Origin of the sequence: Anaerococcus prevotii DSM 20548 (genome assembly GCF_000024105.1) — a bacterium.
In the GTDB taxonomy this organism is placed as follows: domain Bacteria; phylum Bacillota; class Clostridia; order Tissierellales; family Peptoniphilaceae; genus Anaerococcus; species Anaerococcus prevotii.
Window position 1 is genome coordinate 224,869 of the sequence record NC_013171.1, and the last position, 19,309, is coordinate 244,177.

The window sequence follows — 19,309 nt, forward strand, 5'->3', positions numbered from 1 at the left end:
TGTAGAGACTAATTAAGGAGGAAAGATGAAAAAAATCAAAACCAAAGAGTTAACCCTTATGGCCATATCCGTAGCCTTGATGGTCATTTTAGGTACCATCTTATACTTTGTAGGCAGGGCCCTGCCTATACCAGGAGGAAGACTTTTGGCCATGGCACCAGCTTATAGCTTTATTTTTACAGCCCTAATCCTTAGGACAAAGAGAATGGGAATTATTTCCCTAGTTTCCTTTGTATTTGGATTTTTCGTACTCAAATTTACAATTTTTGGAGTAGTAGCAATTTGGGCTAGTGCATTTTTAGCAGACATCCTAAGCTTTATTCTTATAAGATCTTATAAGTCCTATAGGGATATCTACCTAACAGTGCCTTTAAATAGCTTCTTTCAAATATGGACTTCCTATTTTGTGGTCATAAATTTTGTGCCAGATTCAAAATTTACCCAACAAGCCTTTTGGCCAACTCTGGTAGTTTCTATTTTGATCTATATAATAAGCCTTATATCTTCAAGGTATTTTATAAAACTTATGGAAAAAAGGTCCCTATTGGGAAAAGATTTTAAAGATTCAAAACTAAAAATAAATCAAGAAAGGAGGCGATAATGAAATTAGGTATACTAGGATCTGGTAAGATTATAAAAGAAGTGCTGCCAGTTTTGGAACAAGTAGAAAATATAGATCTAGTGGCCATAGCAGGCCGCCATGAACGAAAGTTAGAAGATCTAGTAGAGGAATTTAATATAGGAAAATACTATATAGGCATAGATGATCTTTTAGCTGATCCTGATATAGACACAATCTATGTCGCTTTGCCAAATAATCTCCACTATGAAGCTATGGATAAAGCTATAGATAAGGGAAAGGATATTATATGCGAGAAGCCTTTTTGTGGAAACTTAAGAGAGACTAAGGATATATTTGACAGGGCTTTTGCCAAGGGACTAATAGTTCTTGAGGCGGCAAGCCATAGATTTATCCCTAATGCCCTAGCTGTAAGAGATGAGCTTAAGAAATTGGGAGAAATAAAAATCGTTTCATTTAACTATTCCCAATATTCTTCTAGATATGATAAGTTCAAAGAAGGGGAAATAGCTCCAGTATTTGATAGGTCGATGAATGGAGGGGCCCTTATGGATATCAATTTCTATAATGTGGATTACCTATCTATGCTTTTTGGAAGGCCTAAGGCAGTTAAGTATTTTCCTAATATGGAAAGGGGGATTGATACATCAGGCATCCTTTACCTAGATTATGGGGACTTTAAGGCTATTGCCATAGGCAGCAAGGACTCTGATGCAAGTTTGGTTAATACTATCCAAACAGATAGGGGAACAATAGAAATAACTGACGCTATCAATTCATTTTCAACCTTCAGGATTAAAGAATCAGGGAAAGATGTTTTCAAAGAAGTAAACGTAAATGAGCCTTATCATAGGATGGTCTATGAATTTAGAGAATTTCTAGAAATTATTAGCCAAAGGGATATGAAAAAGGCGAGAAAGCTTTTTAAGATAAGTCTTGATACCTCATGGATTCTCACAGAAGCTAGGAAGTTCGCTGCTATAGATTTCCCAAATGATTAAATTATTTATATAATCTAGGGCAAAGTGTTATAATATAGATATAGTACGAATGTATTATTAGAAAGAAAGGAGTTCGTATGGTAGGAATAATACTCGCAAGCCACGGCGGTTTTGCCGATGGTATCAAAGAATCCGCTCAAATGATCTTTGGCGAGCAAGAAAAATTCGAATCAGTATGCCTACTACCTTCAATGGGACCCGATGATTTTAGAGCAAATCTCGAAAAAGCCATTGAAAAATTAGATACTGAAGAGATTCTTTTCTTGGTTGACCTTTGGGGCGGTACACCATTTAACCAAAGCTCAAATTTATTTGAGGGAAACGAGGATAAATGGGCAATCGTTGCTGGCATGAACCTTCCTATGGTTATAGAAGCTTTAAGCGAGAGATTTACTGCAGAGAAATCTCATGATATAGCAAAGGCTATAGTAGGATCAGCCAAAGAAGGAGTTAAGATTAAGCCGGAAGATCTTAACCCAGTAGAAGAAGCGAAAACAGAAGTCAAGGAAGATAATATTCCTAAGGGATCTATCCCAGAAGGAACAGTTCTTGGAGATGGTAAGATCGATATTGGTCTTGCAAGAATAGACACAAGACTTCTCCACGGACAAGTCGCTACAAGCTGGACAAAGTCAATAAATCCTGACAGAATCATAGTTGTAAGTAATAGCGTAAGCAAAGACGAGCTAAGAAAGAACATGGTAATGGAAGCAGCTCCTCCAGGAGTTAAGGCTCACGTAATCCCTATTTGGAAGATGAAGGAGATTATGGATGATCCACGTTTTGGAGCAACTCGTGCTTTATTATTGTTTGAAAAACCACAAGATGTCCTAGAATTCCTAGAACTAGGCGGAAAGCTAGATAAGGTTAACCTAGGATCAATGGCTTACAAACAAGGAGATATCAACCTTACAAACGCTGTTTCAATGAATGCTGATGATGTTAAATGTTTTGACAAAATCCTAGAATACGGAATAAAGATCGATGTCAGAAAAGTTCCAGCAGACAAGAACGAAAATTTCGACAACTTGATGAAAAAAGCTAAAAGAGAATTAAATATTAATTAATAGGAGAAATTATGAATATACTTAATGTTATTTTGATCGTCCTTGTAGCTTTTCTTGCAGGATGTGAAGGAATCTTAGACCAATTCCAATTTCACCAACCACTTGTTGCTTGTACCCTAATAGGTCTTGTAACAGGTCACCTAAAAGAAGGCATAATCTTGGGCGGTTCTTTACAATTAATAGCCCTCGGTTGGGCAAACGTAGGTGCGGCAGTTGCCCCAGATGCAGCGCTCGCATCAGTAGCTAGTGCTATTATAATGGTCCTTGCCCTAGAAGGTGGAAGCGAGAATGTATCTAGTGCGATTAATACTGCTATTACGCTTGCAATCCCACTTTCTGTAGCAGGACTATTCCTTACAATGATAGCAAGAACTCTTGCTATACCAATGGTTCACGGAATGGATGCAGCAGCAGAAAACGCTGACTTTAGAAAGATTGAAATTCTTTCATGGATGGGTGTATGTATGCAAGGGCTTAGAATTGCAATACCAGCCCTAGTGCTTTGCTTTATCCCTCCAAAGGTTGTAACAGATGCCCTAAACTCTATGCCAGAATGGCTAACAGGAGGAATGGCAGTTGGTGGTGGAATGGTAGCAGCTGTAGGTTATGCCATGGTTATCAACATGATGAGTACAAAAGAAACATGGCCATTCTTTGCCCTAGGTTTTGTATTCGCTGCAATCGATCAAATCACCCTAATCGGTCTTGGTGTAATAGGTGTTGTACTTGCAATTGTATATATGACTCTTAAAAATCTTGCAACAAGTAACCAAGGTGGAGGACAAGGATCAGGCGATCCTCTAGGAGATATCATAAACGATTATTAAAAAGGAGCAATTATGACTGAAAATATAAACAATAATGAAGAAAGAATTGTCCTAAATCAATCTGTTCGTAGAAAGGTCTGCAACCGTCACCAATTCCTCCAAGGAACATGGAACTACGAGAGAATGCAAAATGGTGGTTGGGCCTTCTCAATGATTCCAGCTATCAAGGCTTTATATAAGGACAAAGAAGATCAAAAACTAGCGCTAAAAAGACACCTTGAGTTCTACAACACCCACCCATACGTATCAAGCCCAGTAATGGGAGTAACCCTTGCTATGGAAGAAGAAAGAGCAAATGGAACTCCAATTGATGATGCGGCAATCAACGGTGTTAAGGTTGGTATGATGGGACCACTTGCAGGTGTAGGAGATCCAGTCTTCTGGTTTACCCTAAGACCAATTCTAGGAGCTCTAGGAGCATCCCTAGCTCTTTCAGGAAACCCACTAGGTCCAATAATATTCTTTGTATTTTGGAATCTAATAAGATATATATTTGAGTGGAAGACTCAAGAGATGGGATATAAGGCAGGTAACGAAATAACTAAAGACCTTTCTGGAGGACTTCTAGGTAGAGTTACCCTTATGGCATCAATCCTCGGTATGTTTATAGTAGGAGCCCTTGTACAAAGATGGGTATCAATCAACTTCGCAGTAAATGTATCAGAAATCACTCAACAACCAGGTTCATATATCGACTGGGCATCTCTTCCAGCTGGAGCTGAAGGAATCAAAGAAGCCCTAACTCAATATCATAACATAGGTGCCACAGCCCTAGATCCAGTAAAGGTAACAACCCTACAAGATAACTTGGATAGTTTGATTCCAGGTCTTGTACCACTTTTACTAACTCTAGGAATCTGTAAACTTCTAAAGAAAGATGTATCTCCAATTGCTATAATAGTTGCCCTATTCGTAATAGGAATCATCGCTAGATTCTTTGGAATTATGTAATGGTTCAATCGCAAAACACCAAAGTCGATTTAACTATCCCTGCCACTAACCTAAATGGCCTTACTTCTCAAGGTAAGGTCATGGTTGGCGATAGGGCTTTTGAATATTACAATGACAGGAACAAGGCAGATTTTATCCAAATACCTCGGAAAGAAATTAGGCTTGTGACTGCAGCTGTTATCTTTAAGAAGAAAATCACGAGATTTGCCATTCATACCAAAAGCAATGGAGATTTTATTTTCTCTACCAGAGATAACAAGAAAACCCTAAGAGCTATAAATAAATATATAGCAGACGATAAACTAAGGAAGTCTATGACTGTACTAGATTATCTAAAAAGAAAATAATCTTTTAAGCCCCTGATTTGGGGCTTTTTTAATTGACTTTGTGAAAACATTTTCTAATTAGTGGATAAATTTTTCATTTTGCTATATAATTATAGTATAAATTTAAAAAAGAGCATTTTATTATACAAAAGAATAAATGTTTTCACAAAGGAGTAAATATGAAAAATTATGACACATCAAAAATCAGAAATTTAGCTTTAGTCGGTCACTCCAAAGCAGGTAAGACCTCTCTGACAGAATCACTATTATTTAAAACTGGTGTGATCGATAAAAAGGGAAAGGTTGAAGAAGGGACAACTGTTTCGGATTATGAAACACAAGAGAAAAAGAGAAATATTTCCCTCCAAACTTCAATCGTTCCAATCGAATATGATGATTTCAAGATTAATTTTATAGATTCTCCTGGATTTTTCGATTTTGAAGGTGAAGTTTTGCAAGCCCTAAGAGCAGCAGAATCAGCACTTTTTGTTATAGATGGAGAAAATGGTATAGAAGTAGGAACTGAAAAATATTGGAAATACACCCAAGAGATCAACCTACCTTCTATAATTTTCGTAAATAAATTAGACAAAGAAAACGCCAACTTCAACAAGGTTGTTTCAGATCTTCATATAGAATTTGGCAAGAAGATTATCCCTCTAACCTTGATGTTAGGTGAAGGAGAAGACTTCGAAGGAATTATCGATGTAATCGAGAAAAAAGCCTACACTTATGAAAATGACGAGAAAAAGGAAGTAGATATTCCTGAAATAAGAATGGCAGAGGTTGAAGAAGTCTACAACCAAGTTATAGAAGCTGTTGCAGAATCAGACGATAGCCTCATGGAGAAATTCTTTGAGGGAGAAGAATTCTCAGAAGAAGAATTCATGAAGGGTCTATCCAAGGCGATACTCGAAGGAGATGTAGTTCCTCTAATAGCAGGTTCTAGCGAAAAACAAATCGGCCTAACTTCACTTCTTGACTGCATAGTAAAATACATGCCAGCAATTGATGATGAGGCAGCAAATATAGGCTACAGGGTAAAAGAAGGCTATGAAGCATTCGAACCAAAGGAAGATGCACCTTTCTCTGCTGTAGTATTTAAGACAATAGCAGATCCATTTGTAGGTAAGATTTCTATCTTTAAAGTCCTATCAGGAACTATAAATAAAGACGACAAGATATATAATGTAAGTAAGGACGTGGAAGAGAAAGTAGCAAATCTCTTTGTCCTTAGAGGTAAGGAACAAATAAAGGTAGATAAGCTAGTAGCAGGAGATATAGGAGCCTTCTCTAAGGTAGATTCTGCATCAACTGGTGACAGCTTAGCTACTAAGGAAAACAAAATAGAATATAAGAGAATCAAATATCCACAACCAGTTTTATTCTTCGCTATCAAGGCCCTAAGTAAAAATGATGAGGATAAGATTTCAGAAGCCTTACAAAAACTTGCCGAAGAAGATCCAACCTTCAAGGAAGAAAGAAATCAAGAGACAAGCCAATCTATCCTATCAGGACTGGGTAATGTTCAACTAGAAGTGTTGATGGATAAACTAAAAGATAACTATTCAGTAAACACAGAAGTTGTAGAATACAAGATACCTTATAGGGAAACTATTAAGTCCAAATCAGATGTTCAAGGAAAACATAAGAAACAATCCGGTGGTGCAGGTCAATACGGAGATGTATTTATAAGATTTGAACCAGTTGATGAAGACTTCGTATTTGACGAAGAAGTATTCGGTGGAGCAGTTCCTAAAAACTACTTCCCAGCTGTAGAAAAAGGTCTAGTAGAATCCCTAGCAGAAGGACCACTAGGCGGCTATAAAGTTACTGGAATCAAGGCGACCTTATATGATGGATCCTACCACCCAGTAGATTCAAATGAACAAGCCTTCAAAACTGCTGCAAAAATTGCTTTCAAGAAGGGTATAGAAGAAGCAGATCCTATTTTACTAGAACCTGTAATGAAACTTGAAATAAATGTTCCAGATGCTAACATGGGTGATGTGATGGGCGATATGAACAAGAGACGTGGAAGAATCCTCGGTATGGAGCCACAAGCAGACGGAAGTCAAGTAATCCTTGCCGAAGCTCCACTAGCAGAAGTTCTAACTTATGCAATTGACCTTAGAAGTCAAACATCAGCACGTGGTTCATTCTCAATGGAATTTGTAAGATACGAAGAAGTACCAAAAGAAATAACAGCAAAAGTATTAGAAAAATAATTATAGAAAAGAAAGTAAGGAGTATGCTATGGCAAAGTGGGAAATGTTAAATATAGATCCTTGGCTTAAAGATTACGAAAATGATATTAATTTGAGGATGGAATCTTACGAAAGGCAAAAAGAAAAACTTTTAGGAGATAGAAAAAGACTCGCCGAATTTGCCAACGCACACAACTATTACGGCTTTCACAAGACAAAAACTGGCTGGATATATAGGGAATGGGCTCCTAATGCAGATGGTCTCTATCTTATAGGTGACTTTAATGGATGGGACAGACGCTCCCATCCTCTCACAAAAATAAATGACGAAGATTGGGAAATCGAGATAAAAGGAATCAGGACTCTCCCTCACAAATCAAGAATCAAGGTCTTGGTAGATGCAAATGGAGCCATAAGAGATAGGATTCCTTTGTATGCTACTAGAGTTGAGAGAAACGAAGATCTTGACTATGCAGCCCTTATCCAAAATCCTAGGAAGAAATTCAAATGGGAAGATGATGACTTCAAAATCCAAAAAGACGATCTTTTGATATATGAAGCCCATATAGGAATGGCTGGAGAAGAAGGCAAGGTTTCTTCTTACAAGGAATTTGAGAAAAATGTCCTCCCAAGAATTAAAAAGGATGGATACAATACAATCCAACTTATGGCTATAGCAGAACACCCTTACTATGGGTCTTTTGGCTATCAGGTATCAAACTTCTTTGCGCCAAGCTCCTGGTATGGAGAAAATGACGAATTAAAGTCACTAATAAATGCCTGCCACAAGGAAGGCATCAATGTGATAATGGACTTGGTTCATTCCCACTCTGTAAAAAATACAGCTGAAGGCATCAATGAATTTGATGGAACAAGCTTCCAGTTCTTCCACGATGGGGATGAAGGAAATCACCCTGATTGGGATTCCAAATTATTTGACTACAAGAAACCTGGAGTCTGTCATTTTCTTCTATCAAATATAAAATATTGGCTAGAGGAATACCATTTCGATGGATTTAGATTTGATGGTGTAACTTCTATGATTTACAAAGATCACGGAAGAGGAGAAGCCTTCGACTCATACTCTAAATACTTCTCCATGAACACGGATATAGAAGCCCTAAACTACTTGCAGCTTGCTAATGAACTCATAAGAGAAATTAAAAAAGATGCCATAACAATAGCAGAAGATATGAGCGGTATGCCAGGAATGTGTCTTCCTATAGAATACGGCGGAATAGGCTTTGACTATAGGCTTGCTATGGGCATGCCGGATTTCTGGGAGAAATCTCTAGAAAAACGAGACGAAGATTGGGACCTATCTAAGATGTGGTATGAACTATCAACTCACAGACCAGAAGAAAAGAGAGTATCCTACGTAGAAAGCCACGACCAGGCTCTAGTAGGATCAAAGACTACAATATTTAGGCTAGCCGATCAAGAAATGTATTGGAATATGAGAAAAGATGACCATAACATGATTATCGATAGGGCCATAGCTCTTCACAAGATGATAAGATGGATTACAATATCCATGGGAGCTGATGCTTATCTTAACTTTATGGGTAACGAATTCGGCCATCCTGAATGGATTGACTTTCCACGAGAGGGAAACGGATATTCCTACCATTATGCTAGACGTCAATGGTCTCTAGCTGATTCTAAAGACTTAAAATATCAATTTTTAAACAATTTCGACAATGCTATGATAGGATTTTCTAAGGAAAATGATCAACTAGCCAACGAGACATACAGATTGTGGATAGATAATGATAGAAAAATCATAGCCTTTAGAAACAAGGATATAGTATATATCTTTAACTTCCACCCAGAAAACTCCTACGAATCCTTCCAATTGCCAATCCACGATATAGGAGAATTTAAGGTTTTTATGGATACAGACGAAGGAAGATTTGGAGGGTTTGACAGGATAAGTCACGACTTTACCTATCAGACAGAAAAGCTTTCTGGAACTGACTATGACGGTATCAAGATCTACATCCCATCAAGAACAGGTCTTGCCTTAAAGAAGATATGACAAAGATAATATGCTTAGGCGATTCATTCACACAAGGCTATCTTGTAGAAGATAAAAACTATACCCGCTTTCTCGAGAAAGCGGGCTTTCTAGTTAGAAACCTAGGTGTTAATGGATCAACAACGGAGGAAATGTTAGCAAGGTACAAAAGATTTAAGGTGGAAGAAGATGATGATATATTAGTGGTGTTTGGTGGGACTAATGACTTTTTGAATGGAATATCTGCAGAGTTTGCCTATAAAAATCTAAAAAGTATACTAGATATGTCGAATGTTTCAAAAAAAGTTCTGATAATCCCTAGTTATGTAGAAGAGGAAAGCATATTTCCAGCCTACAAAATGACCAACGATAAAATAGACTTACTCTATGAGATTTTCAAAGAAGATTTATCACATAGGAAGGATACTTATATGATAGATGCAAGGAAGGTCCAAGGAAGATTTATTGACGGCATACATTTAGCTAGTGATTTTCATGAAAAATTAACGGAAGAGATATTAAGGATAATAAATGATTGATCAAATAGAAGATACACAAGTCGTAAGAGATTTGATGAAAAACAAGATAATATTCACTCTTGTAGCCATAGCCATAATATTTATAGCTAGTAAGCTTATATTAAATATCCTAAGAAGATTGATTAATAAGTTGCTAGATGGTAAAGCAGTGCAAAAATCATCTCTTAATCAAAACAAGGTAAACACCATATCAAGTGCCATATACTCTGTCGTAAGAGTAGTGATAATATTCATAGCAATAACCCTAATACTAGACGTATTTGGGATAAATACTTCAACCCTCATAGCTACAGCAGGAGTTGGAGGTGTGGCGATAGCCTTAGGAACCCAAACTGTCATCGAAGATTTCATAAAAGGAATCCTAATAATAGTAGATGATAAGATAAGAGTAGGAGAATGGATAAAAGTAGCGGGGATTGAAGGAGAAGTTGAAGATATAGACTTTAGAGTAACCAAGGTAAGGGACTTTAACGGCTCACTTCATATAATACCAAACTCACAAATAACAAGCGTCCAAAACTTCAATAGAGGAGAAATGATTGCTGATACAACATTTTCAGTATCCTACGATACACCCTTAGATGAAATAAAAGAGATGGTTGACGATATCAGCAAGAAGCTCTTAGACAAAGAAGAAAATAAGGACTTATTTATAGAGAGATTTAAGATATTTGAGATAAATTCTCTAGAAGCCTTCTCTTATAAGGTGAGAATTACTGCAACAGTAAAAGATGGTGAGCAATGGCAAATAGGAAGACAGGCTCGCGAGATGATAAAATACGAAATGGAAAAAAGAAAAATAAAAAGTGCCCTAGTGGAGTATGAAGAAAATGAAGAAATATAAAGTAGATGATATAGTAAGCCTAAAGAAAGGTCATCCATGCGGAGAAAATTTATGGCAAATCCAAAGAATGGGAGCAGACATAAAACTAAAATGTCTAGGATGCGATAAAAATATATGGATGAAAAGATTAGACTTTGACAAAAAAATAAGAAAAATAAAAGATAAAGATGGAAAGATGGTAGCCATAGTCAACTACAATCCTGAAGAAGAATAAGTAAAAATCGCTGTTTAAAAGAAATCGGCGATTTTTTTAATAAAAAATTTGACAAAAAGAAAATAAGCGTGTATCATATTAATTGTCATTCGGGAGATGGCAAGCGAGAAAAGCTGAATTAAATAAAAAAATTCAAAAAAAGCTTGACAAAAGAAAATGACCGTGGTACTATATAAGAGTCAACGCGGTAAGCGAATGACATGAACCTTAAAAAATTAATATCAACGATCTATATAACTTTTAGTTATATAAGATATAAACGAAAACAACTAAAACCTTTAGTTAATTTCTTTATATAACAATGATTCTTGTCGAAAGATAAGGACAAAATTTAAATCACGCATTTGATATAAGTCAGATGTAAATGAAAGAGTCTTGATCAGAGATTCTCATAACAAACTATTTATGAGAGTTTGATCCTGGCTCAGGATAAACGCTGGCGGCGTGCATAACACATGCAAGTCGAACGATGAAGCTTAAATGATCTCTTCGGAGTGACCTTAAGTGGATTAGTGGCGGACGGGTGAGTAACGCGTGAGTAACCTGCCTTGCACAAGGGGATAGCCGTTGGAAACGACGAATAATACCCTATGATATGATAGTCTCGCATGAAGCTATCATCAAAGATTTATCGGTGTAAGATGGACTCGCGTCTGATTAGCTAGTTGGTGGGGTAACTGCTCACCAAGGCAACGATCAGTAGCCGGCTTGAGAGAGTGTACGGCCACATTGGGACTGAGACACGGCCCAGACTCCTACGGGAGGCAGCAGTGGGGAATTTTGCACAATGGGGGAAACCCTGATGCAGCGACGCCGCGTGATTTAGAAGGCCTTCGGGTTGTAAAAATCTTTTGTATGGGAAGAAAATGACAGTACCATATGAATAAGGACCGGCTAATTACGTGCCAGCAGCCGCGGTAATACGTAAGGTCCGAGCGTTGTCCGGAATCATTGGGCGTAAAGGGTACGTAGGCGGATAAGCAAGTTAGAAGTGAAATCCTATAGCTCAACTATAGTAAGCTTTTAAAACTGTTCATCTTGAGGTATGGAAGGGAAAGTGGAATTCCTAGTGTAGCGGTGAAATGCGCAGATATTAGGAGGAATACCGGTGGCGAAGGCGACTTTCTGGCCATAAACTGACGCTGAGGTACGAAAGCGTGGGTAGCAAACAGGATTAGATACCCTGGTAGTCCACGCCGTAAACGATGAGTGTTAGGTGTCTGGAATAATCTGGGTGCCGCAGCTAACGCAATAAACACTCCGCCTGGGGGAGTACGCACGCAAGTGTGAAACTCAAAGGAATTGACGGGGACCCGCACAAGCAGCGGAGCATGTGGTTTAATTCGACGCAACGCGAAGAACCTTACCAAGTCTTGACATATTACGGCGGGGTCTAGAGATAGACTCTTATCGCTTCGGCGAACTGTAATACAGGTGGTGCATGGTTGTCGTCAGCTCGTGTCGTGAGATGTTGGGTTAAGTCCCATAACGAGCGCAACCCCTATTGTTAGTTACCATCATTAAGTTGGGGACTCTAGCAATACTGCCGGTGACAAACCGGAGGAAGGTGGGGATGACGTCAAATCATCATGCCCTTTATGACTTGGGCTACACACGTGCTACAATGGCAGGTACAGAGGGAAGCGAGACTGCGAAGTTAAGCAAAACTCAAAAAGCCTGTCCCAGTTCGGATTGCACTCTGCAACTCGAGTGCATGAAGTTGGAGTTGCTAGTAATCGCAGATCAGAATGCTGCGGTGAATACGTTCCCGGGTCTTGTACACACCGCCCGTCACACCATGGAAGTTGGCAATACCCGAAGCCTGTGAGCGAACCTTTTAGGGCGCAGCAGTCGAAGGTAGGGTCAGTAACTGGGGTGAAGTCGTAACAAGGTAGCCGTATCGGAAGGTGCGGCTGGATCACCTCCTTTCTAAGGATGAGAAGCTGATACGTCAGCTTCTCACACGGAAAAGAAATAAAGGTCGTTGATATTAAAATATTAAGGTATCTAAAAAACTTAAATTAAAAATAACATAAAATATGGGGATATAGCTCAGCTGGGAGAGCACCTGCCTTGCACGCAGGGGGTCAAGAGTTCGAATCTCTTTATCTCCACCATAATGACCTATCCCAATTTTGCAAAGCAAAATTGATGGAAGGTCAGACGTCGCGGCGTTTCAAATCTATGATTTGTCAGCAAGCCGACGAGTTTGGCAAAAGATAGAGTCATTAGAAACTGAACCACTTAGCATAGCTAAGATGAAAACTAAATAGCAAAAAATATTTCCAGTCAAGAAAGAAAGGGCGCAAGGTGGATGCCTTGGCACATGAAGGCTATGAAGGACGTAAGTGAACGAAAACTAGGGAGAGCTCACAAAAAGCAGTGACCCCTAGGTCTCCGAATGGGGAAACCCGGCTGTGGAAGACACAGTCATTACTAAGTGAATACATAGCTTAGTAAAGCAAGACCCTGTGAACTGAAACATCTAAGTAACAGGAGGAAAAGAAAGAAAACTCGATTTTCCAAGTAGCGGCGAGCGAAAAGAAAAGAGCCTAATCCATTGAGGAATATCTAGTTAGTCGAATCATCTGGGAAGATGAACCAAAGAAAGTGAAAGTCTTGTAGACGAAAACTAAATAAACCAGGGAGGAAAGTAGCACCGGACACGAGGAATCCGTTGTGAAGATAGGGGGACCATCCCCTAAGGCTAAATACTAACATGTGACCGATAGCGAACAAGTACCGTGAGGGAAAGGTGAAAAGAACCCCGAAAGGGGAGTGAAACAGAACCTGAAACCTAGTGCCTACAAGCAGAGAGAGCTCTAAAGAGTGATCTCGTACCTTTTGTAGAATGGGCCAGCGAGTTATCGTATATAGCAAGGTTAAATCTTTAAGAGATGAAGCCAAAGCGAAAGCGAGTCTTAATAGGGCGAATAGTTAGATGCGATAGACCCGAAACCGGGTGATCTATCCATGGTCAGAGTGAAGGTGAAGTAAAATTCACTGGAGGCTCGAACCGGGTACGGTTTAAAACGTATCGGATGAACTGTGGATAGGGGCGAAAAACCAAACGAACTCGGATATAGCTGGTTCTCCTCGAAATAGCTTTAGGGCTAGCCTTTGATTAAGATTTAAGGAGGTAGAGCACTGAATGGTCTAGGGCGGCTTACCGTACCAAAACCTATCAAACTCCGAATGCCAAAAAATCAGATCAAGGAGTCAGACTTAGGGGGATAAGCTTCTAAGTCGAAAGGGAAACAGCCCAGACCGACAGCTAAGGTCCCAAAATCTGGATTAAGTGGAAAAGGATGTGAACCTACTAAGACAACCAGGACGTTGGCTTAGAAGCAGCCATGCATTTAAAGAATGCGTAATAGCTCACTGGTCAAGTGGGTTTGCGCCGAAAATGAACGGGGCTAAAATCCAGTACCGAAGCTTCGGATTGATAGAGGAATTAAATCTACGAAATAAAGAAAAAATACTTGAGCTAGGAAATATTTAAACAATCAAGATAAACGAGTAACAAATCAAATTACGTAATTAAGGTAAGTTGTAAAATACTCAATTATCACCGAACAGTTATATAAGATTAAAAAATATAACCTGGTAAAACGTCAAACAAGTATTCTAAACTTTATGTCTAGATTTAATACCTCTATCAGTGGTAGAGGAGCATTGTATGGGCGACGAAGCATAAGCGAAAGCACGTGTGGAGCGCATACAAGAGAGAATGCTGGCATGAGTAGCGAGAAGGGATGTGAGAATCATCCCCGTCGAAACCCTAAGGATTCCTGAGCAAGGCTCGTCCCCTCAGGGTAAGTCGGGACCTAAGGCGAGGCCGAAAGGCGTAGCCGATGGATAACAGGTTTAAATTCCTGTACCGCTTAAAGTCGCTATAGAGAAGTGATGACGCAAGAGGATAAGCTAAGCTAGCTGATGGATGCTAGTCTAAAAAGTAAGGCTGTCATGTAGGCAAATCCGCATGACATAAGGCTAAGCTTTGATAGGTATCGAAAACACAAGTAGAGAAGTAGCTGATTTCAAATTGCCAAGAAAAGTCACTATCAAGACCAAAGCGCCCGTACCAAAACCGACACAGGTAGGGAGGTAGAGAATACCAAGACGCGCGGAAGAACCTTTGTTAAGGAACTCGGCAAAATGTCCCCGTAACTTCGGGAGAAGGGGAGCCAGAGCGATCTGGCCACAGAAACCAGGCCCAAGCGACTGTTTACCAAAAACACAAGTTTCTGCAAAATCGAAAGATGAAGTATAGGAGCTGACACCTGCCCGGTGCTGGAAGGTTAAGGGGAAGGCTTAGCGTATGCGAAGGCTAGAACTTAAGCCCCAGTAAACGGCGGCCGTAACTATAACGGTCCTAAGGTAGCGAAATTCCTTGTCGGGTAAGTTCCGACCCGCACGAAAGGTGTAACGATTTGGGCACTGTCTCAACAAAGGATCCGGTGAAATTGTAGTAGTCGTGAAGATGCGACTTACCCACGCTAGGACGGAAAGACCCCGTGGAGCTTTACTGTAGGCTGATATTGGACTTTGAGATTAGACGTACAGGATAGTTGGGAGACTTAGAAACACGCACGCCAGTGTATGTGGAGTCACCCTTGGGATACCAACCCTCTAATATTAAAGTTCTAACGATGACCCTTGAATCAGGGCATCGGACATTGTCAGTTGGGCAGTTTGACTGGGGCGGTCGCCTCCCAAAAAGTAACGGAGGCGTTCAAAGGTTCGCTCAGAATGGACGGAAACCATTCGTAGAGTACAAAGGCAGAAGCGAGCTTAACTGCAAAACCTACAAGTTGCGCAGAGTAGAAATACGGACTTAGTGATCCGGTGGCACCGCATGGAAGGGCCATCGCTCAACGGATAAAAGCTACCCCGGGGATAACAGGCTTATCTCCCCCAAGAGTCCACATCGACGGGGAGGTTTGGCACCTCGATGTCGGCTCGTCTCATCCTGGGGCTGAAGTAGGTCCCAAGGGTTGGGCTGTTCGCCCATTAAAGAGGCACGCGAGCTGGGTTCAGAACGTCGTGAGACAGTTCGGTCCCTATCCAGCGTGGGCGTAAGAAATTTGAGAGGATCTGTCCCTAGTACGAGAGGACCGGGATGGACACACCTCTGGTGTACCAGTTGTTCCGCCAGGAGCATAGCTGGGTAGCTACGTGTGGAATTGATAAGTACTGAAAGCATCTAAGTACGAAGCAGGCCTCAAGATAAGATTTCTCAGAGTAGGTAAAGAAAATACCTTTGATAGGTCCAAGGTGTAAGTGCAGTAATGTATTAAGCTAATGGATACTAAACTTTACATCTTGACTGGAAATATTTATTGCTATTTAGAAGGTTCAAAAAAGTATAGTGGCGATAGCGCTAGGGATACACCTGTTCCCATACCGAACACAGAAGTTAAGCCTAACAACGCCGATGGTACTCGGAGGGAAACCTCCCGGGAGACTAGGAAGCCGCTAAACAAAAAATCTATAAGTGAGTCTCCCCTATAAGGGGAGGCTTGTGAAAGATTGTTAGCCTATAGTATAGTTACGATAGCATGAGGGATACACCTGTTCCCATACCGAACACAGAAGTTAAGCCTCATAACGCCGATGGTACTCGGAGGGAAACCTCCCGGGAGACTAGGAAGTAGCTAAACAAATATCTAAGCAAGTTAGATAAAAATGTTGACAGTGGTTGAGATAAATGTTATAATTAAATCACTGTGATGCTTAGGTAGCTCAATGGTGGAGCACCCGGCTGTTAACCGGTAGGTTGTGGGTTCGAGTCCCACCCTGAGCGCCAATTATTGATGCGCCGGGGTGGCGGAACTGGCAGACGCACAGGACTTAAAATCCTGCGGTGGTTAAACACCGTATCGGTTCGATTCCGATTCTCGGCACCATTATTACCACTACTCTACAATTAACGCGGGATGGAGCAGTTTGGTAGCTCGTCGGGCTCATAACCCGAAGGTCGTAGGTTCAAATCCTACTCCCGCAACCATTTTATTAAAAACAATTAAAGCATAATTGCAACAATTATGGCCCTATGGTCAAGCGGTTAAGACACCACCCTTTCACGGTGGTATCCCGAGTTCGAATCTCGGTAGGGTCACCATCATGACCTATCACAATTTGCGCAGCAAATTGATTGAAGGTCAGACATCGCGGCGTTTCAAAGTTACATAGTAACTTTGTCAGCAAGTCGATGAGTAAATAGAATTAATTCTCAATTAATTCTACTTTTGGAAGTATAGCTCAGTTGGGAGAGCATCTGCCTTACAAGCAGGGGGTCACAGGTTCGAGCCCTGTTACTTCCACCATAATATTTAACAAATATTAGATATTACTGTAACTTACTTATCAATAAGTAGTTTGTTTATGGCCTGGTAGTTCAGCTGGTTAGAATGCCGCCCTGTCACGGCGGAGGTCGTGAGTTCGAATCTCATCCAGGTCGCCATTTGGATTGCAATAGTGATCCAATATGCTGATGTAGCTCAATTGGTAGAGCAATTGATTTGTAATCAATAGGTTGTAGGTTCAAGTCCTATCATCAGCTCCAATAAGAATTTGGATAATTAAATATGTGGGGATGTTCCAGAGTTGGCCAAATGGGACGGACTGTAAATCCGTTAGCTTTGCTTTCAGTGGTTCGAATCCGCTCATCCCCACCAACCTTTTACATCTTTGCGGGTGTAGCTCAGTGGTAGAGCCCCAGCCTTCCAAGCTGGTTGCGAGGGTTCGATTCCCTTCACCCGCTCCATGCGCCCTTAGCTCAGCTGGATAGAGCATCGGACTTCTAATCCGTGTGTCCCAGGTTCGAATCCTGGAGGGCGCGCCAAAGACAATTTCTAATAGAAAAGGTAAGAACTTAATTATAAAAAAAAGCTTGACGGCAGATTTAAGTTATGATATAATTATACCGTGCTTTGAACGTTGGGATATAGCCAAGTCGGTAAGGCACCAGACTTTGACTCTGGTATGCGTAGGTTCGAGTCCTGCTATCCCAGCCAATATGATCCATTAGCTCAGCCGGTAGAGCACCTGACTTTTAATCAGGGTGTCCGGAGTTCGAATCTCCGATGGGTCACCAATTATCAGCACTCATCCCGTTTTAGGGATGGTGTTGGAAATTCGTCGATATCCTCGACGATTTAATTTTATGGATATGTTTATTTTCTAGCCATTTGATTACTTATCGATAATTAAATATATGGAGAGGTACCGAAGCGGTCATAACGGGGCGGTCTTGAAAACCGTTAGAGTCTTTGGCTCACAAGGGTTCGAATCCCTTCCTCTCCGCCAATATCGCTTTTATTAGCGGATATGTAAGCTTATTAACAAGCTTAAGGAGAAGTACTCAAGTGGCTGAAGAGGCTCCCCTGCTAAGGGAGTAGATCCTTTCAAAAGGGATGCGAGGGTTCAAATCCCTCCTTCTCCGCCATAACAAGCCCAGATAGCTCAGTCGGTAGAGCAGGGGACTGAAAATCCCCGTGTCGGTGGTTCGATTCCGCCTCTGGGCACCAATTTTTTTGGATGGATAGGTTTATATCAACGACCGGTTATTATAACTATTCAATCTAGGGGAGTAGTTCAGCTGGCAGAACGTCGGTCTCCAAAACCGGATGTCGCGGGTTCAAATCCTGTCTCCCCTGCCAAATATGGACCTGTAGCTCAGGTGGTTAGAGCGCACGCCTGATAAGCGTGAGGTCGGTAGTTCGAGTCTACTCAGGTCCACCACTTTAAAATTAAGTAACACTTTAACGGAAGTTATTGTGGGCCTCTAGCTCAGTCGGTTAGAGCGCCCGGCTCATAACCGGTAGGTCCAGGGTTCGAGTCCCTGGAGGCCCACCAAACATCTCATCTATGAGGTGTTTTTTTTTACCCACAACCGGTTATGAGCACGCTCATAAGTGTTTACTGGGCTCATTCCATTCGCCTCAGAGATTTTAAATGCTAACGCATTTAAAACCCTACAAGGGACATGGTCACAGGCTTCGAGTCCCTCAAGGCCCACCAAACATCTCTCTATGAGGTGTTTTTTTTTACCCACAACCGGTTATGAGCACGCTCATAAGTGTTTACTGGGCTCATTTCATTCGCCTCATATATTTCAAATGCTAAGGCATTTAAAACCCCCTGCAAGGGACGAAGTCACAGGGTTCAAGTTACGTAAGGCTTATCAAATATATCTAGCTTGAGGTGTCTTTTGGCTCACCAATCAGTCCTGAGAACTCCCTTAATGTTTTATATGCATGTATGATTCGTTATATAGTTTAACTTTATATTTAGGGAGTTATCCTTGTTTTCTTAATCTAATCTACAGATTAGAAAGGCTAAGATAGATATATCTAGTATAGTATTAGCACAGAGGAGGGATTTATGGATAAGAAGCTTAATGAAGAATATAAGATTGTTTGTGATATGATTGATTTGTTTCATAGGAAGAATGATAGGTTTTCTGATGGTGAGATTAGTGATCTTAAGGCTTATGTCAAAAGTAAGCTTTCTTCTTGTCCTCATGGTTCTAATAAGCCCTTTTGCTCTTATTGTAAGATCCATTGCTATGAGCCAGTAAGGCGAGATCAGATCCGCGAGATTATGAGATTTTCAGGTCCACGCTTTATCTTCTATAGACCAGGTAAGTCTATAAAGCATCTATTATATAAATCTAGTTTTATAAGAAAACTTGCAAACAAAAAATCCTACAGAAAATAATATTTACAGTAG

General features: G+C 40.4%; 12 protein-coding genes, 19 tRNA genes and 4 rRNA genes. All 35 read left to right on the forward strand.

Annotation, left to right across the window (positions count from 1 at the left end):
• Positions 1-25 precede the first annotated feature (25 nt).
• The 35 genes from APRE_RS01010 (at position 26) to APRE_RS01180 (ending at position 19,297) form a co-directional block, all read left to right on the forward strand.
• Entirely contained in the window at positions 26-601 is a 576-nt protein-coding gene (locus tag APRE_RS01010) for a hypothetical protein (protein WP_015777164.1), read from the forward strand.
• Positions 601-1,581 carry a Gfo/Idh/MocA family protein gene (locus APRE_RS01015; protein WP_015777165.1) on the forward strand — a complete coding sequence of 327 codons (981 nt, stop codon included), beginning with the start codon at positions 601-603 and terminating at the stop codon, positions 1,579-1,581. Before APRE_RS01010 ends, APRE_RS01015 begins: the two co-directional genes overlap by 1 nt.
• A gap of 77 nt (positions 1,582-1,658) precedes the next feature.
• Positions 1,659-2,648: a PTS sugar transporter subunit IIB gene (locus APRE_RS01020; protein ID WP_015777166.1), complete on the forward strand. Its 990-nt coding sequence runs from the start codon at positions 1,659-1,661 to the stop codon at positions 2,646-2,648.
• Positions 2,649-2,659: 11 nt separating this feature from the next.
• Positions 2,660-3,475, forward strand: coding sequence for a PTS mannose/fructose/sorbose transporter subunit IIC (locus tag APRE_RS01025; protein WP_015777167.1), 816 nt, complete (start codon positions 2,660-2,662; stop codon positions 3,473-3,475).
• A gap of 12 nt (positions 3,476-3,487) precedes the next feature.
• Positions 3,488-4,426 carry a PTS system mannose/fructose/sorbose family transporter subunit IID gene (locus APRE_RS01030; RefSeq protein WP_015777168.1) on the forward strand — a complete coding sequence of 313 codons (939 nt, stop codon included), beginning with the start codon at positions 3,488-3,490 and terminating at the stop codon, positions 4,424-4,426.
• Complete coding sequence (locus APRE_RS01035; RefSeq protein ID WP_015777169.1) at positions 4,426-4,773, forward strand: DUF956 family protein; 348 nt, start codon at positions 4,426-4,428, stop codon at positions 4,771-4,773. Before APRE_RS01030 ends, APRE_RS01035 begins: the two co-directional genes overlap by 1 nt.
• A gap of 158 nt (positions 4,774-4,931) precedes the next feature.
• On the forward strand, positions 4,932-6,980 hold the full coding sequence (gene fusA, locus APRE_RS01040) for an elongation factor G (RefSeq protein ID WP_015777170.1): 2,049 nt from the start codon (positions 4,932-4,934) through the stop codon (positions 6,978-6,980).
• 28 nt (positions 6,981-7,008) lie between these two features.
• Positions 7,009-8,997 carry an alpha-amylase family glycosyl hydrolase gene (locus APRE_RS01045; RefSeq protein WP_015777171.1) on the forward strand — a complete coding sequence of 663 codons (1,989 nt, stop codon included), beginning with the start codon at positions 7,009-7,011 and terminating at the stop codon, positions 8,995-8,997.
• Positions 8,994-9,515, forward strand: coding sequence for an SGNH/GDSL hydrolase family protein (locus APRE_RS01050; protein WP_015777172.1), 522 nt, complete (start codon positions 8,994-8,996; stop codon positions 9,513-9,515). Before APRE_RS01045 ends, APRE_RS01050 begins: the two co-directional genes overlap by 4 nt.
• Positions 9,508-10,359, forward strand: coding sequence for a mechanosensitive ion channel family protein (locus APRE_RS01055; RefSeq protein ID WP_015777173.1), 852 nt, complete (start codon positions 9,508-9,510; stop codon positions 10,357-10,359). Before APRE_RS01050 ends, APRE_RS01055 begins: the two co-directional genes overlap by 8 nt.
• The gene (locus APRE_RS01060; protein WP_015777174.1) at positions 10,346-10,573 is read left to right on the forward strand and encodes a DUF951 domain-containing protein; all 228 of its coding nucleotides are present in this window, start codon (positions 10,346-10,348) and stop codon (positions 10,571-10,573) included. The genes APRE_RS01055 and APRE_RS01060 overlap by 14 nt, the downstream gene beginning before the upstream one ends.
• A 401-nt stretch (positions 10,574-10,974) precedes the next feature.
• A 16S ribosomal RNA gene (locus APRE_RS01065) occupies positions 10,975-12,502 on the forward strand.
• 112 nt (positions 12,503-12,614) lie between these two features.
• Positions 12,615-12,690: transfer RNA gene (locus APRE_RS01070), tRNA-Ala, on the forward strand.
• 170 nt (positions 12,691-12,860) lie between these two features.
• A 23S ribosomal RNA gene (locus APRE_RS01075) occupies positions 12,861-15,906 on the forward strand.
• A 34-nt stretch (positions 15,907-15,940) separates the two neighbouring features.
• Positions 15,941-16,057, forward strand: a 5S ribosomal RNA gene (gene rrf, locus APRE_RS01080).
• 62 nt (positions 16,058-16,119) lie between these two features.
• Positions 16,120-16,236, forward strand: a 5S ribosomal RNA gene (rrf, locus tag APRE_RS01085).
• The 16S, 23S and 5S rRNA genes sit together here with 19 tRNA genes alongside, the layout of an rRNA operon.
• Before the next feature lie 71 nt (positions 16,237-16,307).
• Positions 16,308-16,382, forward strand: a tRNA-Asn gene (locus APRE_RS01090).
• A gap of 11 nt (positions 16,383-16,393) precedes the next feature.
• A tRNA-Leu gene (locus tag APRE_RS01095) sits at positions 16,394-16,482 on the forward strand.
• A gap of 24 nt (positions 16,483-16,506) precedes the next feature.
• Positions 16,507-16,583: transfer RNA gene (locus APRE_RS01100), tRNA-Met, on the forward strand.
• Between the two features lie 39 nt (positions 16,584-16,622).
• Positions 16,623-16,697 (forward strand) — tRNA-Glu (locus tag APRE_RS01105).
• A gap of 129 nt (positions 16,698-16,826) precedes the next feature.
• Positions 16,827-16,902, forward strand: a tRNA-Val gene (locus APRE_RS01110).
• Between the two features lie 60 nt (positions 16,903-16,962).
• Positions 16,963-17,039: transfer RNA gene (locus APRE_RS01115), tRNA-Asp, on the forward strand.
• 26 nt (positions 17,040-17,065) lie between these two features.
• Positions 17,066-17,141, forward strand: a tRNA-Thr gene (locus tag APRE_RS01120).
• A 26-nt stretch (positions 17,142-17,167) separates the two neighbouring features.
• A tRNA-Tyr gene (locus tag APRE_RS01125) sits at positions 17,168-17,253 on the forward strand.
• A 15-nt stretch (positions 17,254-17,268) separates the two neighbouring features.
• A tRNA-Gly gene (locus APRE_RS01130) sits at positions 17,269-17,342 on the forward strand.
• A gap of 1 nt (position 17,343) precedes the next feature.
• Positions 17,344-17,420: transfer RNA gene (locus APRE_RS01135), tRNA-Arg, on the forward strand.
• Between the two features lie 96 nt (positions 17,421-17,516).
• Positions 17,517-17,592: transfer RNA gene (locus APRE_RS01140), tRNA-Gln, on the forward strand.
• Positions 17,593-17,596: 4 nt separating this feature from the next.
• Positions 17,597-17,672: transfer RNA gene (locus tag APRE_RS01145), tRNA-Lys, on the forward strand.
• Positions 17,673-17,794: 122 nt separating this feature from the next.
• A tRNA-Ser gene (locus tag APRE_RS01150) sits at positions 17,795-17,884 on the forward strand.
• A gap of 45 nt (positions 17,885-17,929) precedes the next feature.
• A tRNA-Ser gene (locus APRE_RS01155) sits at positions 17,930-18,023 on the forward strand.
• A gap of 6 nt (positions 18,024-18,029) precedes the next feature.
• Positions 18,030-18,105: transfer RNA gene (locus tag APRE_RS01160), tRNA-Phe, on the forward strand.
• A 56-nt stretch (positions 18,106-18,161) separates the two neighbouring features.
• A tRNA-Trp gene (locus APRE_RS01165) sits at positions 18,162-18,237 on the forward strand.
• Positions 18,238-18,242: 5 nt separating this feature from the next.
• Positions 18,243-18,319, forward strand: a tRNA-Ile gene (locus APRE_RS01170).
• Between the two features lie 37 nt (positions 18,320-18,356).
• A tRNA-Ile gene (locus tag APRE_RS01175) sits at positions 18,357-18,433 on the forward strand.
• A gap of 528 nt (positions 18,434-18,961) precedes the next feature.
• Positions 18,962-19,297: a nitrous oxide-stimulated promoter family protein gene (locus APRE_RS01180; RefSeq protein ID WP_015777175.1), complete on the forward strand. Its 336-nt coding sequence runs from the start codon at positions 18,962-18,964 to the stop codon at positions 19,295-19,297.
• The last annotated feature ends 12 nt before the right edge of the window (positions 19,298-19,309 follow it).